13 protein-coding genes and 1 pseudogene are annotated in these 17,033 nt (G+C 69.1%); 3 read left to right on the top strand and 11 right to left on the bottom strand.

The window, feature by feature from the left end; translation table 11 throughout:
- Nucleotides 1-58: 58 nt before the first annotated feature.
- The 3 genes from E3T23_RS03390 to E3T23_RS03380 form a co-directional block, all read right to left on the bottom strand.
- Nucleotides 59-688: a thymidine kinase gene (locus E3T23_RS03390; protein ID WP_134369039.1), complete on the bottom strand. Its 630-nt coding sequence runs from the start codon at nt 686-688 to the stop codon at nt 59-61.
- 98 nt (nt 689-786) lie between these two features.
- Entirely contained in the window at nt 787-2,184 is a 1,398-nt protein-coding gene (locus tag E3T23_RS03385; protein WP_134369006.1) for a hypothetical protein, read from the bottom strand.
- Nucleotides 2,181-3,629 carry a sensor histidine kinase gene (locus tag E3T23_RS03380; RefSeq protein WP_134369005.1) on the bottom strand — a complete coding sequence of 483 codons (1,449 nt, stop codon included), beginning with the start codon at nt 3,627-3,629 and terminating at the stop codon, nt 2,181-2,183. Before E3T23_RS03380 ends, E3T23_RS03385 begins: the two co-directional genes overlap by 4 nt.
- A gap of 734 nt (nt 3,630-4,363) precedes the next feature.
- On the opposite strand from E3T23_RS03380, the gene E3T23_RS15860 reads away from it, so the two are divergent.
- Nucleotides 4,364-5,029 (top strand): hypothetical protein, encoded by a 666-nt coding sequence (locus tag E3T23_RS15860; RefSeq protein ID WP_166806182.1) that lies wholly within the window; start codon nt 4,364-4,366, stop codon nt 5,027-5,029.
- Between the two features lie 148 nt (nt 5,030-5,177).
- On the opposite strand, the gene E3T23_RS03365 is transcribed toward E3T23_RS15860, so the two are convergent.
- The 6 genes from E3T23_RS03365 to E3T23_RS03340 form a co-directional block, all read right to left on the bottom strand.
- On the bottom strand, nt 5,178-6,647 hold the full coding sequence (locus E3T23_RS03365; protein ID WP_134369003.1) for a malate:quinone oxidoreductase: 1,470 nt from the start codon (nt 6,645-6,647) through the stop codon (nt 5,178-5,180).
- A gap of 88 nt (nt 6,648-6,735) precedes the next feature.
- Complete coding sequence (locus tag E3T23_RS03360; protein ID WP_134369002.1) at nt 6,736-7,188, bottom strand: DUF1801 domain-containing protein; 453 nt, start codon at nt 7,186-7,188, stop codon at nt 6,736-6,738.
- Between the two features lie 132 nt (nt 7,189-7,320).
- Entirely contained in the window at nt 7,321-8,118 is a 798-nt protein-coding gene (locus E3T23_RS03355; RefSeq protein WP_134369001.1) for a carbonic anhydrase, read from the bottom strand.
- Nucleotides 8,119-8,201: 83 nt separating this feature from the next.
- Nucleotides 8,202-10,694: an EAL domain-containing protein gene (locus E3T23_RS03350; protein WP_134369000.1), complete on the bottom strand. Its 2,493-nt coding sequence runs from the start codon at nt 10,692-10,694 to the stop codon at nt 8,202-8,204.
- 40 nt (nt 10,695-10,734) lie between these two features.
- Nucleotides 10,735-11,796, bottom strand: coding sequence for an aspartate-semialdehyde dehydrogenase (locus E3T23_RS03345; RefSeq protein ID WP_134368999.1), 1,062 nt, complete (start codon nt 11,794-11,796; stop codon nt 10,735-10,737).
- A 255-nt stretch (nt 11,797-12,051) separates the two neighbouring features.
- Nucleotides 12,052-13,389, bottom strand: a complete 1,338-nt coding sequence (locus E3T23_RS03340) for an aspartate kinase (protein WP_134368998.1) — start codon at nt 13,387-13,389, stop codon at nt 12,052-12,054.
- Between the two features lie 445 nt (nt 13,390-13,834).
- Here E3T23_RS03340 and E3T23_RS03335 point away from each other — a divergent pair, with 445 nt between their 5' ends.
- A complete protein-coding gene (locus tag E3T23_RS03335; protein ID WP_134368997.1) occupies nt 13,835-14,476 on the top strand; it encodes a TetR/AcrR family transcriptional regulator in 642 nt (213 codons plus the stop codon).
- Between the two features lie 6 nt (nt 14,477-14,482).
- Entirely contained in the window at nt 14,483-15,454 is a 972-nt protein-coding gene (locus tag E3T23_RS03330; protein WP_134368996.1) for a DUF5692 family protein, read from the top strand.
- A gap of 501 nt (nt 15,455-15,955) precedes the next feature.
- Here E3T23_RS03330 and recR read toward each other — a convergent pair.
- Together recR and E3T23_RS03320 are read right to left on the bottom strand one after the other, a co-directional pair.
- Nucleotides 15,956-16,555 (bottom strand): recombination mediator RecR, encoded by a 600-nt coding sequence (recR, locus tag E3T23_RS03325; RefSeq protein ID WP_134368995.1) that lies wholly within the window; start codon nt 16,553-16,555, stop codon nt 15,956-15,958.
- Between the two features lie 3 nt (nt 16,556-16,558).
- Nucleotides 16,559-17,033 (bottom strand): annotated as a pseudogene (locus tag E3T23_RS03320) (DNA polymerase III subunit gamma and tau); the annotation flags it as partial.

The following is a 17,033-nucleotide window of genomic DNA, read 5'->3' as shown; positions in this document are numbered from 1 at the left end:
CCGGGGGGTTGGTGGGGCGCTCACGATCCCGAAGTCGTTGAGCGCCCCTTCTCACCGGTCATGCGGGTGCGGGCCGGCTGCGGTTGTTCAGAACGCCGCCGCTCTCCTCGAGGTAGCACGATCCGCAGAGCGACTCGTAGGTCACCTCGGCGCCGTCGATGGCCACCTGGTCGCCGTTGAAGACGAAGACCCCGTCGACCTGGCGCCCGTTGAACACGGCCTTGCGCCCGCAGCGGCAGATGGTCTTGAGCTCCTCGAGGCTGTGCGCCACCTCGAGCAGGCGCCGGCTGCCCGGGAAGGCCACCGTCTGAAAATCGGTGCGGATGCCGTAGGCCAGCACCGGGATGTTCTTCAGGATCGCGATGCGCAGCAGGTCGTCCACCTGCTGCTCGGTGAGGAACTGCGCCTCGTCCACCAGCAGGGAGCTCACGTCGAGGCCGGTCTCGGCGAGCACCCGGGCGCGGTGCTGCTGGAAGAGGGCGTAGGCATCCGTCTCGGGGGTGAGCAGGTAGTCGACCGCCCGGGTGACGCCGAGCCTGGAGAGGATGCCGCGGTCGCCCTTGGTGTCGACCGACGGCTTGGCCAGCAGCACCTGGTGGCCGCGCTCCTCGTAGTTGTAGGCGGCCTGGAGCATCGAGGTGCTCTTGCCGCTGTTCATGGCTCCGTAGCGGAAATACAGTTTGGCCATGCGGTGGGTGCCCCCTCGGCTGGTCGCGCTCGTCATGCTGCGCTGCTCTGTTGCTGCGCTGCGCGTCGTGGCGCCGCGCTGCGTGGCGCCGGGTGCGCCTAGCCCAGCGTACTGGGGGGATCCGGGCGCTTGTCGCCGAACTCCAGCGTGAGGCTCGGGCGACGGATGCTCACCCGCACCCACGGGAACACCATCCGCAGCACCGCGATGTAGGAGCGCAGCAGGGCGCGCACCCGGCGCGGCGGGAGGTCGAGCGCCAGCCGGATCGAGAAGGTGTCGGTGCCGGAATGCCGCTGCTGGCGGTCGCTCGGCGGGTCGATCTGGGTGTCCGGGTCGGACTCGGGCTCGGTGTCGGCCTGCACGACGAGGCTGCGCGGGTCGAAGCCGGGAGCCAGGCAGAGCAGGGTGATCAGGGCGGCGGTGGCCGCGCGCTGCTGCGTGCCGAAGTGGGCCGCCCGGTGCTCCGGGTCGGCCACGACCAGCAGCGGATCCTTGCCGCGCTCGAGGAGCCCGGCCCGCTCCCGGGCGATCACGGCGTCGAGCCAGGTCTCGTCGATGTGCGCCACGATGCCGCGGCGCACCCCGGCGGCGAGTTCGTTCGCCCGGACGATGTCGGCCTTGGTCACCTCGCCGCGGGCGAGCACGTCCTCGAAGAGGGGGAAGACGCCGGGCTGCAGGGCGGCGCGCTGCTGCTCGAGCACCTCGCGCACCACGCGCCCGCGGGATTCTTCGGTGCGGCGGGCGATGGCGCGGCGAGCATCCGTCTGCCAGGCCAGCAGCAGGCGCACCATGCGGCGGGAATACGCGGCGGCGGCGAGCCCGAGGGCGAGCACCGGGGTGACCGCGACGACCAGGTAGATGCCCGGGGGCACCGTCAGGCTGCGGAACGGCACCTGCGGCAGCGCGACCAGGGCGATGACGAAGGCGGCGATGATCGCGGCCACCGCGAGCTCGCGCCAGGGACGGAACGGGGCGAGGGCCACGAGCAGGAGACCGAGCATGATCGGGCCGAAGTCGTCTTGCACCAGGGCGTTGCTCCCCCAGCGGGAGGCCTGGTCGAGCAGGTGGGCGGCCAGGCCGAGGCCCATGATCAGCAGCAGGGACGTCTGCCGCACCGGCGACTGCGACCGCCCGCCGGCGAGCACGAGCACGGCGGACGCGCCCGCCGCGGCGAGGAGCGTGAGCACGGCCAGGTACGGCTGCCAGATCTCGTCGGCCTGCAGCACCGTGGTCAGCACCGCGTAGCCGAACCCGAGCGCGGCGACGCCGGGAACGATCGGCCAGACGGCGAGGGCGCCCAGCGGGTCGAGGCGCTGCTGGGTGAAGGCGTGCGGCTTGGTGTGCGGGGTGGGGACGGGGGTGTGGTTCGGGGTGGGGTTTGGGGTGTGGTTGGGGGTGGTCGTGCTGCTGGGGGTGGTGATTGGGGCGGTCGTGTTGCTTGGGGTGTTGGTCGGGATTGCGTCGTCTGCGGACGGGGTCGGGTGTGCGGCGGTCACTGGGCCACCCGCTCGGGGTCGGGGGTATCCGTTGGTGCGGTATCCGTTGGTGCGGAATCTGTGGGCGCGGTAGCTGTCTGCCCGGTATCTGTGGGCCCGGAATTTGTGGGCCCGGTAGCTGTGGGCCTGGTAGCTGTGGGCGCGGCGTGCTCGCCGGGTTCTACGGGTTCGTCCGCTTCTTCCGGTGCCACGGGAACGCTGAGCAGCACCGAGGTGCCGGCGCCCGGCCGGGTGAGCACGCTCACCGAGCCACCCAGGCGTTCGATCCGGCGGTGCACGGCCTGGCGCAGGCCGAGGCGGTCGGCGCCGGTTTCCGATTCCGTGAAGCCGCGGCCGGCATCCATCACCATCAGGGAAATGCTGTTCGGCTCGGACTCGATCACGACCTCGGCGGCGACGATGCCGGAGTGCAGGATCACGTTCACGAGGCACTGCTGCACGGCCAGGCCCAGCTCGCGGTCGATGGCCGGGCCCAGGCGGCCGAGGGCGGCGCGATCTCCCGTGACTTCGACCACGAGGCCACGATCGCGGCTGCGCTCGATGGCGGCGTAGACCTCGCTGGTGAGCCAGGCATCCGTGCCCCGCGACGGCTCGACGCTCAGCGCGTCGGCGTCGGTGAGCCAGTCGGTGCCGCGCAGGGTCTGCAGGGCGTCGCGGATGCTGCCGGCCAGGTTGGCGCTGAGCGGCCCGGGGTGCGCGCGGGCGAGGGCGACGAGCTGCTGGAGGGTGGTGTCCTGGCCCAGGGCGAGGGTGCGCTGGTCGAGTTCGTGGCGCAGCAGGCGGGTCTGGTCGGTCTGCATGGCCCGGTGCAGGGCGACCTGCACGGTGCGGTCGCGGCGCACGAAGGCGGTGAGCAGCAGCACGCTGACCAGGAAGAGGTAGGTGGAGACGGTGAAGACGTCCGCGCCGTAGGGCACGTCGGCCCGGGCGGCCGCGGACACCGTGACGATTTCGGCCAGGACGAAACCGGTGGTGCTCCAGAGCACGCCGGCCCGGGCGGATGCCCCGGCGCCGCCAACCATCACCAGGGCCAGCTTCGGCAGCGTGACGAGGAAGACGTTCGAACTCGGGAAGACGCCCGGCAGGCCGAGCACGGTGATCGTGTAGAGGTAGGTGGCGACGGCGCCGACGGCCAGGTAGGTGAGGGTCAGGGTGACGGTGCGGCGCAGCGAGAGGGCGATCAGGGCCGTCGCCATCAGGAGGAGGGCGGCGATGGTGGCCGCGGTTTGGGTGGGGGTGGGGGTTGTGGCTGCTGCTGTGGTTGCGGCTTGGGCGGCTTCGGTGGCTGCTTGGGCGGCTTCGGTGGCTGCGGTTGTGGACAAGCTCAGGAGGATCACGGCGACGAGGGAGGCGGCCAGGCAGGTCAGCGCGAACCAGTGCGCGGCCCGGGCGAGGGCGTAGCTGAGCGTCCTCTTCACCAGGTGGTCTGGAAGTCCAAGCGTCATAGCCACCCTCTCTCTTCGGATGATTCTCTCATTCCGCGAGGGCGCTCCCGCGCCTCCCCGGGGAATCCGCTTCACCTCGAACGAATTCGACGGAGATTGTGCACAATAACGCGACTCCGGGGCCCTGTGCGCAATCTTTGTGCACGTTCTCCGTCGAATTCGTTCGGCCGCTGAGGCCTCGACTCGGCCCAATCTCCTGAGTTCGCCATATTCCAGGCTCTTCCCACCTATTCCCGACTCGTCCCGGCGCCGGACGTGCATAACTCCTGCAATTTGGCCAAAACAGGCCGAATTCAGCCTGTTTCGACCCCTTTTCGCAGAATTTGCAGGAGTTATGCATCAGCACGGGTCGGGACTGGCTCCGGCGGGCCTCCCGGCAGGGTGAGCGGCCCCGCGGCGGCAGGAAGATGGAACTCCTGGCGCGTATGCAGTGCCCCGCAGCCGAGGTGTCCGGCACCGGATGTGGCCAACTCAGGAGACCCTGTCGCCGCGCGCGGCGCCGGCCCGGACCAGGGCGGCAGTCTCCCCGCTGCGGCCTCGACTCGGCCCAATCTCCTGAATTAGCCACCACTGCGCACCTCTTTCCGACTCGTCTCGGCGCGGGACGTGCATAACCTGCAGTTTGGCGCGAAGCGGTGAGCATAATGGGGCACGGGGCACGGGGCACGGGGCACGGGGCACGGGGCACGGGGCACTGGCGCCCGCCGCTGTCGGACACTTTTCTGGGGGAAAAAATGCAACGAGCCTTTCGGGCCACGATCGTGACCACGGCGCTGGCCGCTTCACTTCTCATGTTGGCCGGATGCGCCCAGGCGGCCCCGGCGGAGTCGGCCCCGGCTTCAGCGCAGGCGAGCGAAACGCCCTCGGCCACGCCCAGTCCGACCCCGACGCCGACGCCGACGGCCGCGCCCACCCCCACGGTTGATCCCGCGAACCCGAGCTCCTGGCTGATCACGTTCGACGGGGTCGGCCCCCTCACCTTCGGCGGCCAGATCGCCGAGGAGACTGCGGACATGACCGCGTTCGCCGACACGTCCAACGACGTCTGCCCGGTCAAGATGTTCGCGATGGACGGCGTGCCCGGCATCTGGGTCAGGCCGGCTGCAGACGGCGCCATCGAGCTGATCACCCTCGGCGCGGAGACGTTCGGCACGCCGGTCGCCGACGTCGAAGCAGGCTCGCCGAAGACGGAAGCCGGCATCGGAATCGGCGCGACGCTGCAGCAGCTGGAGGCGGCGTATCCGGAGGTATCCGAGACGGGCACCTACGGCGATCTGCAAACGTATTACGGCATCTCGAGCGACACCGGCCGCTGGATCGTCTTCACGATCCGCGACGGAGTGGTGGACGCCATCGGCGTCAGCAGCGAACCCATTCTCCCGTCGGAGTACTGCGGATAGCCCGACCGGCAGAGCGGGCATCCGCTGCACGCACGGGTGAAGCGAACGGATGCCGCCACGCGGCATCCGTTCGGCGCAGCAGTGCACGCTTACTCCGAAGGGCGGGCAGCCGGGCGCGAACCCCGGGCGGCCCCGCCCCGGCCGCGCCCTACGCGGTGAGGTTCAGGACGGCGGCGGTGGCGGCCAACGACGCGGCGGCGGCGGCCGGGTCGTCGGAGAGCTTCGTGCCGAGGCTCGGGATCATCTCGCGCAGCTTGGGCTCCCAGGCCGGGTACTGCTCGGGGAAGCAGCGCTGGATCAGGTCGACCATGATCGGGGCCGCGGTCGAGGCTCCGGGGGAGGCGCCGAGCAGTCCGGCGATGGTGCCGTCGGCCGAGGTGATGACCTCGGTGCCGAACTGCAGCACGCCGCCCTGCTCCGGATCCTTCTTCATGACCTGCACGCGCTGCCCGGCGGTGATGAGTTCCCAGTCCTCGATCTTCGCGGTCGGAATGAACTCCTGCAGCGCCTTCAGCTTCGTCTTCTTGGAGGCGAACACCTCTCCGATCAGGTATTTCATCAGGCCGAAGTTGTGCGCCGCGACGGAGAGCATCGGTCCGATGTTGTGTGCCCGGATCGAGAACGGCAGGTCGAGCCAGCTGCTCGACTTGAGGAACTTGGGGGTGAAGCCGGCGTACGGGCCGAACAGCAGGGAGGTCTCGCCCTCGACCACGCGGGTGTCGAGGTGCGGCACCGACATGGGCGGCGCGCCCGTGGCGGCCTTGCCGTAGACCTTGGCATGGTGCTGCGCGACGAGCTTCGGGTTCGTGGTGCGCAGGAACTGCCCGCTGATCGGGAACCCGCCGAAACCCTCGATCTCGGGGATGCCGCTCTGCTGCAGCAGCGCCAGGGCGCCGCCGCCCGCGCCGACGAAGACGAATCGGGCCTTGACGATGCTGGGGTGGTTGCCGACCAGGCGGCGCAGATTGAGCTTCCACATGCCATCCGTGAGCTGTTTCAACCCGGTGACCTGCTGGTTCATGTGCACGCCCACGCCCTCGGCCTTGAGGTTGTCGAGGAGGTAGCGGGTGAGGGCGCCGAAGTCCACGTCGGTTCCCGACACGATGCGGGTCGCCGCGATCTTCTGGTTCTTCGGGCGCTTCTGGGTGAGCAGCGGGGTCCAGGTGCCGATCACGGCCGGGTCCTCGCTGTACTCCATGCCCTGGAAGAGGGGCTCGCCCTTGAGTACCGCGAACCGCTTGCGCAGGTACTCGACGCTGCTCTGGCCGTGCACGAAGGTCATGTGCGGGGTGGAGTTGATGAATTTCGTCGGCGCCGGCAGCACGCCCGTCTCGACCAGGTGCGCCCACAGCTGGCGGCTGATCTGGAACTGCTCGTTGATGGCCACGGCCTTGGCCGCGGTGACGGTGCCGTCCTTCGCCTCGGGCATGTAGTTCAGCTCGCACAGGGCCGCATGGCCGGTTCCCGCGTTGTTCCACGGGTTGGAGCTCTCCTGTGCGACCTCCCCCAGCCGCTCGTAAACCTCGATGGTCCAGTCGGGCTGCAACTGCTTGATCAAGGTACCGAGGGTGGCGCTCATAATGCCGCCACCAATAAGAACGACATCGACATTCGCCATTGGATTCACCCTTCCACTGTATCGGTGGTAACGGATGCCTCCCGCCGGAACGCCGCCGCGGCAGGTCACGGTTGACCCCGCACCGGCCTCAGGCGCGGTTCTTCAGCCGCTCGTAGGTGGCGATGTACTCGTCCATCGGCACGCTCGCGACCTCGCGGATCACCAGGTCCAGGTCGAGATCGGCCAGCGTCTTGAACCGCACGCAGCTCTTGCCCATGTTCAACGCGCGCCCGGTGGCCTCCCACTGGGAGCGGAACGCGGCATCCTTCTCGGGAGAGCTGTAGAGGCCCATCAGATACAGGGAGTTGTAGTTCTTCTGCGCGGCCAGGCTGACGTAGACGAGCGGCTGCTGGTTATAGGTGTTCGGGAACCGCTCCAGCGGAACCGCCCAGCCGAGCATGCCGCCGTAGACGCCGAGCCGATACCCCGCGGGCATGGCGTCGCGCACGGCGTCGAGAACCGGGTAGAGCACCGCCCGGCGCTCGGGTTCGAGGTCGAGAACGAGGGACTCCACCTCGAACGGGACCGGCTCTGTGCTCATGGATTCAAGGGTACCGGTTCGGGTCCCCGGCACCGGGCCGGGGCCCGCCAGCACCGGCCCGCACCGGGGCCCGCCAGCCCCGGCCCGGCCCCGGCACCGTGCCTGCGTGGCAGCTCCGGTGCGACCCGGCTGCTAGCCCTCGACCCCGAGCTCCGCGGATCCGCCGACCACGACCCGGCCCCCCAGCGGCTGCGTCGGCCGCGCGTTGTGGCTGTGTGCGTCTTCGAGCGTGCCGATCTGCTCCACCGACATCGAGATCGGCGTGCTCATCACGACCCAATGCACATCTTCGGTGCACGGCGGCGTGGTCAGGCTGCCCGAGTACTCGTAGTGCTCCAGCGACGGCGGCAACACCGCCGAGACATCCATCGTCACGTCCTCTTCGTCGGCCGCATGCGTGGCCTCGTCGATGAACGGCGCCAGGGCGTCGGATGCCGGCCCCTCGGTCACGAGGATGCCCAGCACCAGCAGCTTGCCGGCCGCGTCCGCGTGCACCAGGTGCAGCTCGCCCGCCGCCGGCCGGCCGTTCACGGTGTGCTCCGACGGCACGTGGGCGTGAATCTGTTGCAGGCTGTACGCATCATCGGCGAAGGTCAGGGTCTCGCCCTCGCCGTCGGCCTCGAACTCGACCGCGTGCCCGGTGTCGAACACATCGCCGTCCGCGTCCCCGGCGCTCAGCTGGATGCCGGTGCTCGGTGCGGGCACGGTCGCGGGCAGGTCGATCGGGGACTGGGCGGTGCCCACGCCGCAGGCCGCGAAGCCGGGGTCCAGCTCCGCCCACGACGCCGGTCCGCTCGCGCCGTCGTAGGACCAGTGCGCGGGTTCCGCCACCGGGGTCACGCTTGGCTCCGGGGTGGGCGGGGCGCAGCCGACAAGGGTGACGGCGGCCACCGTGAGAGCTGAGGTGATGAGCCAGGGTCGTGCGGACATGGGTACTCCTAGAAAACGGCAGAGAAAAACGCCACACCGAACATGTGGCGTGACCGCCCTCGTGGGAGGGCCGCCTTGCCGAATTATCCTCTCGCCGCGGCCGGCTCACTGCGAGGGACGACCGCGCGGGCGCCGTGCAGCTCCAGCCGCGACAGGGTGCGCTCGAAACTCTCCGGCACGCCGTAGTGGAACCCCTGCGCGCTGCGGATGCCCAGCGCGCTCAGGTGGTCCGCCATCGCGTCGTTCTCCACCCCCTCGACGATCATCGAGTACTCGAGGTTGTCGCCGAAACCCTGCAGGGCGGTGAGCACCTCGCGCTGGCGGATGTCGTCGAGGTCGTCGACCAGGCTGCGGTCGATTTTGAGGATGTCCATGGGCATCCGCACCAGGGCGTCGACCGAGGAATCCTGGGAGCCGTAGTCGTCGAGGGCGATCATCAGGCCGAGGTCGCGCAGGCGGTCGGCCTGGCGACGGATGGCGGGGGTGACCTTGGTCATCGACCGCTCGTTGAGCTCGAGGCAGAGCGAGATGCCGGGGTAGCGTTCGGCGAGGTCCTCGATGTAGGTGCCCATGCGCTCGGGCAGGATCTGCCCGGCCTCGACGTTGATGGTCATGCAGACCACGCTCGGCTCGACCAGCCGGAAATCGGCGGCCGCGGCCATGGCCTTCACGGCCACCTGGCGGGTCATCGCGTCGAGCCGGCCGAGGCCCTTCGCCTTCTCCACGATCGACGGCGGCGACAGCGGGCCGAGGTCCGGGTGGGTGTACCGCACGAGGGCTTCGAACGCCCAGATCTGCCCGGTGACGAGGCTGACGATGGGCTGGAAGGCGAGTTCGAGCAGGTCCTCGTCGATGGCGTGGGCGATGATGTCGTTCATCTGGGAGGAGCGGTGGCTCGAGATGTTGAGGCTGCTCTCCTTGGACGGGCCGCCGCGCCGCCGGGACTTCTTGATCGCGAGCATCGACCGGTCGGCATCCTGGACCAGCTGGTTGACGTCGGTTTCCCGGTGCGCGGAGTAGGCCAGTCCCACGCTGATGATCGGGCTGTGCGTCGCCTGGCCGATGACCATCGGCTCCCCCGCGACCACCAGGATGCGCTCGGCGATGGACTTCGCCTCGGCCAGCGACGCCAGATGGGTGAGGATGACCACGAATTCGTCGCCGCCGACCCGGGCGACCACGTCGTGCGGACGCACCACGGCGCTGAGCCGCCGCCCGAGCTCGCGCAGCACGTCGTCGCCGGTCTGGTGGCCGAAGCGGTCGTTCAGGCGCTTGAACTCGTCGAGGTCGATGAACAGCACGGCCAGGGCCTCGGAGTAGTCCCGGTGGTCGTTGATGTTGGCCAGGGCCTCCTGGAACGCGCCGTAATTGGGCAGGCTCGTCAGCGGGTCGGTGTTGGCGCGCAGGGTGAGGCCGGCGATGTTGCGGCGGGCCCGAACGACCATCTCGGCGGTCGTGGCGAGGGCCTGGAGGGCGCGCCGGTCGTTGCCGGTGAAGGCGCCGTCCATGGCGTCGCGCCGGGCCACGATGTACTGGGCCGGCCCGGTGACGCCGGCCAGGGGCAACAGCATGCTGATCTCGCCGGGCCGGGCGGGCTCGCCGCGCACGACGACGGACTCGACGCCGATCGCATCCGCCACCACGCGGCGCAGCAGGTCGGTGACGGCGGCCGGGGAGCCGGGCTCGGGGGCCGGGGCGTCGGCGGCGGTGCTGGTGGCCGGGCAGGTGTTGTCGCGGGCGCTCGTGGCGGCGGCACCCTTGACGATGGCCGGGTCGATCGGCTCGGCGGCGGGGTCGGCGGCCAGGGCGCTTGCGGCGGCGACCATGCCGGCCAACCGGCTGCGCATCACCGTCATCATCGTGGAGACCTTGACCAGGGCCGCGACGATCATCAGCGCGAACAGCACGATGACGGCGTCGAGGGTGGCGTCGACCTCGACCAGGAACGGCAGTCCCACGTAGTTCCAGTAGGCGGCCGTCACCGTGACCACGACGGTGCCGACCAGAACCAGGAGCACCCGCAGCGGCGACAGCGGCCGCCCGCCGCCGTACCCGAGGGGCGCGGCGAGGAAGCGCTGGCGCAGCACCTCGATCGCGATGATGAAGACGACGTAGCCCACGGATGCCGCGGCCACCGCGGCCAGGATCGGCAGCCCGCCCCCGCCGGCCCAGGTGAACAGGCCCATGGCGACGAGGGCGCCGGCACCCTGGAGGCCGGCGCTGTAGAGGGCGACGGCGGTGCGCCCGGACTCGATCAGGATGGCCAGCAGAACGCCGAGCACGATCAGGCCGGCCGAGGCCTGCAGTGTGAGGCTCGGTGCCAGCGCCGGCAGCGCCAGCACCGGGAGACTGATCATCGGGCTGCGGTGCGCCACGGATCCCACCCGCACCCAGGTGAGTTCCAGCACGGCCGCGCAGACCACACCGACCGCGGCAATCAGCCAGCTATTCGAGGGGTCGTTCAGGAGGAGCACGATCGAGGCGAGAATCAGCGCGAAGGCGATTCCGGCAAACGTCAGGAACGCCAGCCGTTTGACGCCCCTTGAGTTCCGAATCCCGCCCACGAAGTCTGACACTAGCGGAGTGAGCGGCCCGTCGGTCACCACCGCGCGCAGGTCAGCGAACGAGCAGGTCCGCCGCGACGAGCTCCGCGATCTGTACGGCGTTGAGGGCCGCACCCTTGCGCAGGTTGTCGCCGGTGATGAACAGGGCCAGTCCGCGCCCGTTCGGCACACCGCTGTCCTGGCGCACGCGGCCCACGAAGCTCGGGTCCTGGCCGGCCGCCTCGAGGGGTGTGGGGACATCCGTCACGACCACGCCGGGCGCGGTGGCGAGCAGTTCGAGCGCGCGGGCGACCGTCAACGGGTTGGCGAACTCGGCGTTGATCGAGAGGGCGTGGCCGGTGAAGACGGGCACGCGCACGCAGGTGCCGGAGACGAGCAGGTCGGGCAGCTCGAGGATCTTGCGGCTCTCGTTGCGGAGCTTCTTCTCCTCGTCGGTCTCGAATTCGCCGTCATCGACGATGGAGCCGGCCAGCGGGATCACGTCGAACGCGATTGGGCGGGCGTAGACGATGGGCTCCGGCATCGGCACGGCGGACCCGTCGTGCACCAACTGCAGCAGGTTGTCGCTCAGGGCGGCGGCGCGCACCTGGCTGGCGAGCTCGCGGGCGCCGGCGAGGCCGCTGCCGGAGACGGCCTGGTAGGTGCTCACGATCAGGCGCTCGAGGCCGGCCTCGTCGTGCAGCACCTTGAGCACGGGCATGGCCGCCATGGTGGTGCAGTTCGGGTTGGCGATGATGCCCTTGACGGCGAGCTTGATGGCTTCGGGGTTGACCTCGCTGACGACCAGGGGCACGTCGGGGTCCATCCGCCAGCCGGAGGAGTTGTCGATCACGGTGACGCCGGCCGCGGCGAACCGGGGAGCCTGAGTCTTGGAGAGTGTGGCGCCGGCGGAGAAGATGGCCACGTCGAGCCCGGCGGGGTCGGCGGTGGATGCGTCTTCGACGACGATCTTCTCGCCCTTGAAGATCAGGACGGAGCCGGCGGACCGGGCTGACGCGAAGAAACGGATGCCGTCGACCGGGAAGTCCCGCTCCTCGAGCAGGCGGCGCACGACGGCTCCGACCTGGCCGGTGGCTCCGACGACGCCGATCTGGATTCCTGTGCTGCTGGTCACTGTGTGTTCCTCAATCGGTTGGTGGTCGGTCTCAGTCGGTCGTCGGTAGCCGGTCGTCGGTCGTTCTTTTGCATAACTCCTGCAAATTCGTCTGATTGTGGCTGAAATGGGCCGAAACAGGGGGTTTCCGAGCAAATTGCAGGAGTTATGCACACGACGATGCTCGCACTGGGCCCGGGTGGGGTGGGGTGGGGTGGGGTGGGGTGGGGTGGGGTGGGGTGGGGTGGGGTGGGGTGGGGTGGGGACGGATGCCGGTTAGCGGCCGGTGCCGCCGTGCACGATGGCGTCGTCGGCGGAGTCCAGGCCGAAGGCGGTGTGCACGACCCGCAGCGCCTGGTTGATGGTGTCGGCGCGGGTGACCACCGAGATGCGGATCTCGCTGGTGGAGATCATTTCAATGTTGATCCCGGCCTCGTAGAGCGCCTCGAACAGTTTGGCGGAGACGCCCGTGTTGGTGCGCATGCCGGCCCCGACGAGCGCGAGCTTGCCGATCTGGTCGTCGTACTGCAGCCCGGCGAATCCGACGGTGGCCTGCTCATTGGTCAGCGCGGTCAACACCTGCTGCCCCTCGGATTTGGGCAGGGTGAAGGAGATATCGGTCAGCCCGGTGGATGCGGCCGAGACGTTCTGCACGATCATGTCGACGTTCGCGTTGGTCTTCGCGACGATCTTGAAGATCTGCGCGGCCTTGCCCGGGATGTCGGGAACGCCGACGACCGTGACCTTGGCTTCGCTCAGGTCGGCGGCGACCCCGGCGATGATTGGCTCTTCCACTGTCTCTCCATTCGCGGATGCGTTATTGGGATGCGTGCGCTCGGTGGCCGACGAATTCGGGATCGCGACGTGCGGGCTCGTGGTGTCGGGGTTGTAGACGATCGTTCCCACGTTGTTGTTGAACGAGGACCGCACATGCAGCGTCACACCGTGCCGTCGCGCATATTCCACCGCACGAATGTAGAGGACCTTGGCACCCGCGGCGGCGAGCTCGAGCATCTCCTCGCTGGAGATCCGGTCGAGCTTGCGGGCGCGGGGAACGACGCGCGGGTCGGCGGTGAAGACGCCGTCGACATCCGTGTAGATCTCGCAGATGTCGGCGTTGAGGGCGGCGGCCAGTGCGACGGCGGTTGTGTCGGAGCCGCCGCGGCCGAGCGTGGTGATGTCTTTGGTGTCCCGGTTGAAGCCCTGGAAGCCGGCGACGATGGCCACGGCACCCTCGTCGAGGGCACCGCGGATGCGCCCGGGAGTCACGTCGACGATGCGGGCGGCGCCGTGTTGGGCATCCGTGATCATGCCGGCCTGGCTGCCGGTGAAGGAGCGGGCGTCGTAGCCCATGCTCTTGATGGCCATGGCGAGCAGCGCCATCGAGATGCGCTCGCCCGCGGTGAGGAGCATGTCGAGCTCGCGGGGCGCGGGGATCGGGGTGACCTGGTGCGCGAGGTCGAGGAGTTCGTCGGTGGAATCGCCCATCGCGGAGACGGCGACGACGACCTCGTTGCCCGCTTTTCGGGTGTCGACGATTCGTTTGGCGACACGTTTGATGCTTTCGGCATCGGCGACGGATGATCCGCCGAACTTCTGCACGATCAAGCTCACGTGGCACTCCAAGGGTTCGGGTACGCAGGCACAGTCAAGCTTCCATCATAAATGCTCTTGCATTCGCGACGGTTCATGTGACGTTCCGCGGCCGGAGTTGACACTCGACCGCAACTGTTGCCCGGGCGGACAACTGTTGCCGGCACACCGGGCACAGTTGTCCGCGCCGGCAACAGTTGAGGCAGCGGGGCGGAGCGCGCAGGGCAGGCGGGGCGGGGCGGGCCGGGCGCGCAGGCCGGGCGGACAGGCCGGGCAGGCAGGGCAGGGCGGCGCGAACGGTCGAAAGGAGGGAGCGAGGTGCAGAGGCGACGGATGCCGCGAGACGTCCGGGACATCCGTTGACGCGTTGTCATTGACACAGTGTCAATCGCGGTCATATGATCTGGAACAGAGGGCGGCTCTCGCCCCGCCAGAGGTTTTCGACACAGCCGTTGAGGAGGCTCCGATGCCCGAGGAGTTCACATCGAAGATGCCCGTGCGCCAGAGCAAGCAGCCGGACGAGCGCCGGGACGACATTCTCCGGGCCGCCCGGGAGCTCGTTGCCGAGAGCGGCGTCGCCCGCGTGTCGATCACGGACATCGCGGCCCGGGTCGGGGTCACCCGCGGCTTGATCTATCACTACTTCCCGGACAAAGAGGCGATCATCGACCTCATCTGCGAGGACCACATCGCGGAGTTCGTGGCCGACCTCGATCGCTGGGATGCCGCACGGATCCCCGGCGACATCGACCGCGCCCTGGTGGACTGCGTCGCGCTGTTCCGCCATCACCTGCACCGCACCGACCTGTTCCGGGAGGAGCTCGGCCGCACCGAGTACGCGGGCCTCTACAACGAGTTCGTCGACCGGGCGGTCATGGCCGTCGTCGACCGCCTGCAGGTCACCACCGTGGAGGCCTACGCGCGGCGGCACCAGATCCGGATCGACAACGTCGCCGAGGTGTTCTACGTGCTGGTGTTCGGTCTGATCGGCCTCGTTCGATCGAAGCCCGCCGTCACGGACGAGGTGCTCGTGGCGATTGTGCGCCAGACGCTCCACCTCGAGCGCACCGCGCCGGCCTCACCGTCTCCATCCAATCCAAAGGAGTAGTCGCACATGTTCCTATTCGAAACCATCCCCTGGTCGTCCACCCTGATGTGGTTCGCGGTCGTCGCGGGGCTGATGATCGCCAACGAGGTCGCCCGGTCCAACAAATGGGCGGCGCTGGTGCTGTTCATCGCGCTGCCGGTCGCGCTCACGCTCTTCGTCTGGCCGACCACCGCCGGCGCCGGTTCCAGCACGGGAACCTGGTTCCACTGGGTCAAGGTCTACTCGGCTCTCGCCGGATGCCTGGGCTTCATGGCCATCCGTTTCATCCCGCGTCTGTCCAAGAACCGGTACGCGCTGATGTTTCCCGCATTCATTCTGGCTCTCAACATCTTCGAGGCCGTGATTCGCGACTTCGAGGTGTACGGACTGAACGGGATGGTCGACGGGGTCTTCATGGTGGGCGGGCCGTGGAACATCATGAATGGTGTCGCCGGGCTGCTGAACCTGGTCACGATCTGCGGCTGGGCCGGCATCATCATCAGCCGCGGTCCGAAGAAGGACATGATCTGGCCGGACATGCTGTGGTTCTGGATCATCGCCTACGACCTCTGGAACTTCGCCTACGTCTACAACGCGGTCGGCGACCACTCGTTCTACGCCGGCGCCGCCCTGCTCGTCTCGTGCACGATCCCGGCCTTCTTCATCAAGCGCGGCGCCTGGCTGCAACATCGCGCGCAAACCCTGGCGTTCTGGATGATGTTCACCATGGCCTTCCCGACCTTCGTGTCCAGCTCGTCCTTCTCGGTGCAGTCGTCGCACGATCCGGTCGCCCTGTTCGCGGTCAGCGCCCTGGCTCTCGCCGCCAACATCGCCGTTGTCGTCTACCAGATCTACACAATCGTGAAGAGACGGCGCAACCCGCTCACCGATGAACTGTTCACCCACCTGCCTGCCTATCGCGCGGTGCTCGACGCGAACAAGCCGCTGGAGCCAGAGGTGGCCGGCGGGCAACCGCGGGCGACTGCCAGCGCGAAATAGAACACCGTAACTGCGGAGAATTTCGCGACACGCGGCATCCGTCGCCCCGCCACACGGCGAGTCTCGAAATTCTCCGCAGCTGGCGTTGCCCGCGAATCAACGGTGCAACGGATGCCACGGGCCGGGTCTCCCCCGGCCCGTCTGTCGTCGCTGCGGGCGGCGGCCGCCCCTGGCCGCAACTGTTGCCCGCACGGACAAGTGTTGCCCACACACCGGGCACAGTTGTCCGCTTCGGCAACACTTGCGGCAGTGCGCGCGTAGGGCAGCGGGTAGGCCTCACTCGTGGATGCAGCCCTAAGCCGGCTCCTGGCTGCAACTGTTGCCCGCACGGACAAGTGTTGCCCACACACCGGGCACAGTTGTCCGCTTCGGCAACACTTGCGGCAGTGCGCGCGCAGGGGAGCGGGCAGGCGCCGTGGGGGCAACACTTGGGGCGGCGGGCAGGCGCCGGGGGGCAACAGTTGCGGCAGCGGGTGCGAGGGCCGGGGGCGGCGAGAAGCCCTAGTTGCGGACAATGCGGCGGCCCTCGAAGGCGCGCCCCAGGGTGACCTCGTCGGCGTACTCAAGGTCGCCGCCGACCGGCAGCCCCGAGGCGAGCCGGGTGACCTTGATCTCGAGGGTGGTCAGCAGGCGCGACAGGTAGGTCGCCGTCGCCTCCCCCTCGAGGTTCGGGTCGGTGGCGATGATGACTTCCTGCACCGTGTTGTCGGCGAGGCGTTGCATCAGCTGGCGGATGCGCAGGTCGTCCGGCCCGACGCCGTCGATGGGGCTGATCGCCCCGCCGAGCACGTGGTAGAGGCCCTTGAATTCGCGGGTGCGCTCGATCGCGACGACGTCCTTGGCCTCTTCGACCACGCAGATCATCGCGGGATTGCGGCGCGGATCGCGGCAGATCAGGCAGGTTTTCTGCTCGGACACGTTGCCGCAGATGTCGCAGAACTTCACCTTGTCGCGCACCTCGAGCAGCACGTTCGCGAGCCGGGTGACGTCGAACTGCTCCGTCTGCAGGATGTGGAACGCGATCCGCTGCGCGGACTTGGGCCCGATGCCGGGCAGCGTGCCGAGCTCGTCGATCAGTTCCTGAACGATGCCTTCGTACATGGGTTAGTCGCCTCTGGTTCGGGGGGCCGGGTCGTGCGGCTGTTCTTCGATGAAGGTGGCGCCGAGAATCTCGCGCACCACCGATTCGCCGTAGCGCTGCTTCTCTCCGAACGCGGGTCCGCGCCGGGCGACGGATGCTGCGCCGACCGCCTGGTTCGGCGCCGGCGCCTGGGCGCGTGGCGGGGTTCCGGGCCCGGTTCCGGGCCGGTTCGGGGTTCCGGGACCTGCGGACGGCGCCGCCCGAGCGGCGGACGGCTGGACTCGGCCGGACGGGCCGCTGTTCGCGTGCAGGTCCGGCGGAAACTCCTCGTCGTAGGGCGGGGGCTCGTCGTCGTAGGGTGGCTCCGGCTCGACGGCGCGCGTGGATCCGTCCGGGGAGGCGGGCGGTGCCGACGCGGTGGACGGCGAGACGTGCTGCGCGGACGTGGTCGAGGCCGGCGCGGTCGACGCCGGCGCGGTCGACGCCGGCGCGGTCGAC

It is taken from the genome of Cryobacterium cheniae, from assembly GCF_004403395.1.
GTDB lineage: Bacteria > Actinomycetota > Actinomycetes > Actinomycetales > Microbacteriaceae > Cryobacterium > Cryobacterium cheniae.
The sequence above is the reverse complement of the archived record's forward strand: the minus strand, read 5'-3'. Positions and strand labels throughout refer to the sequence as shown.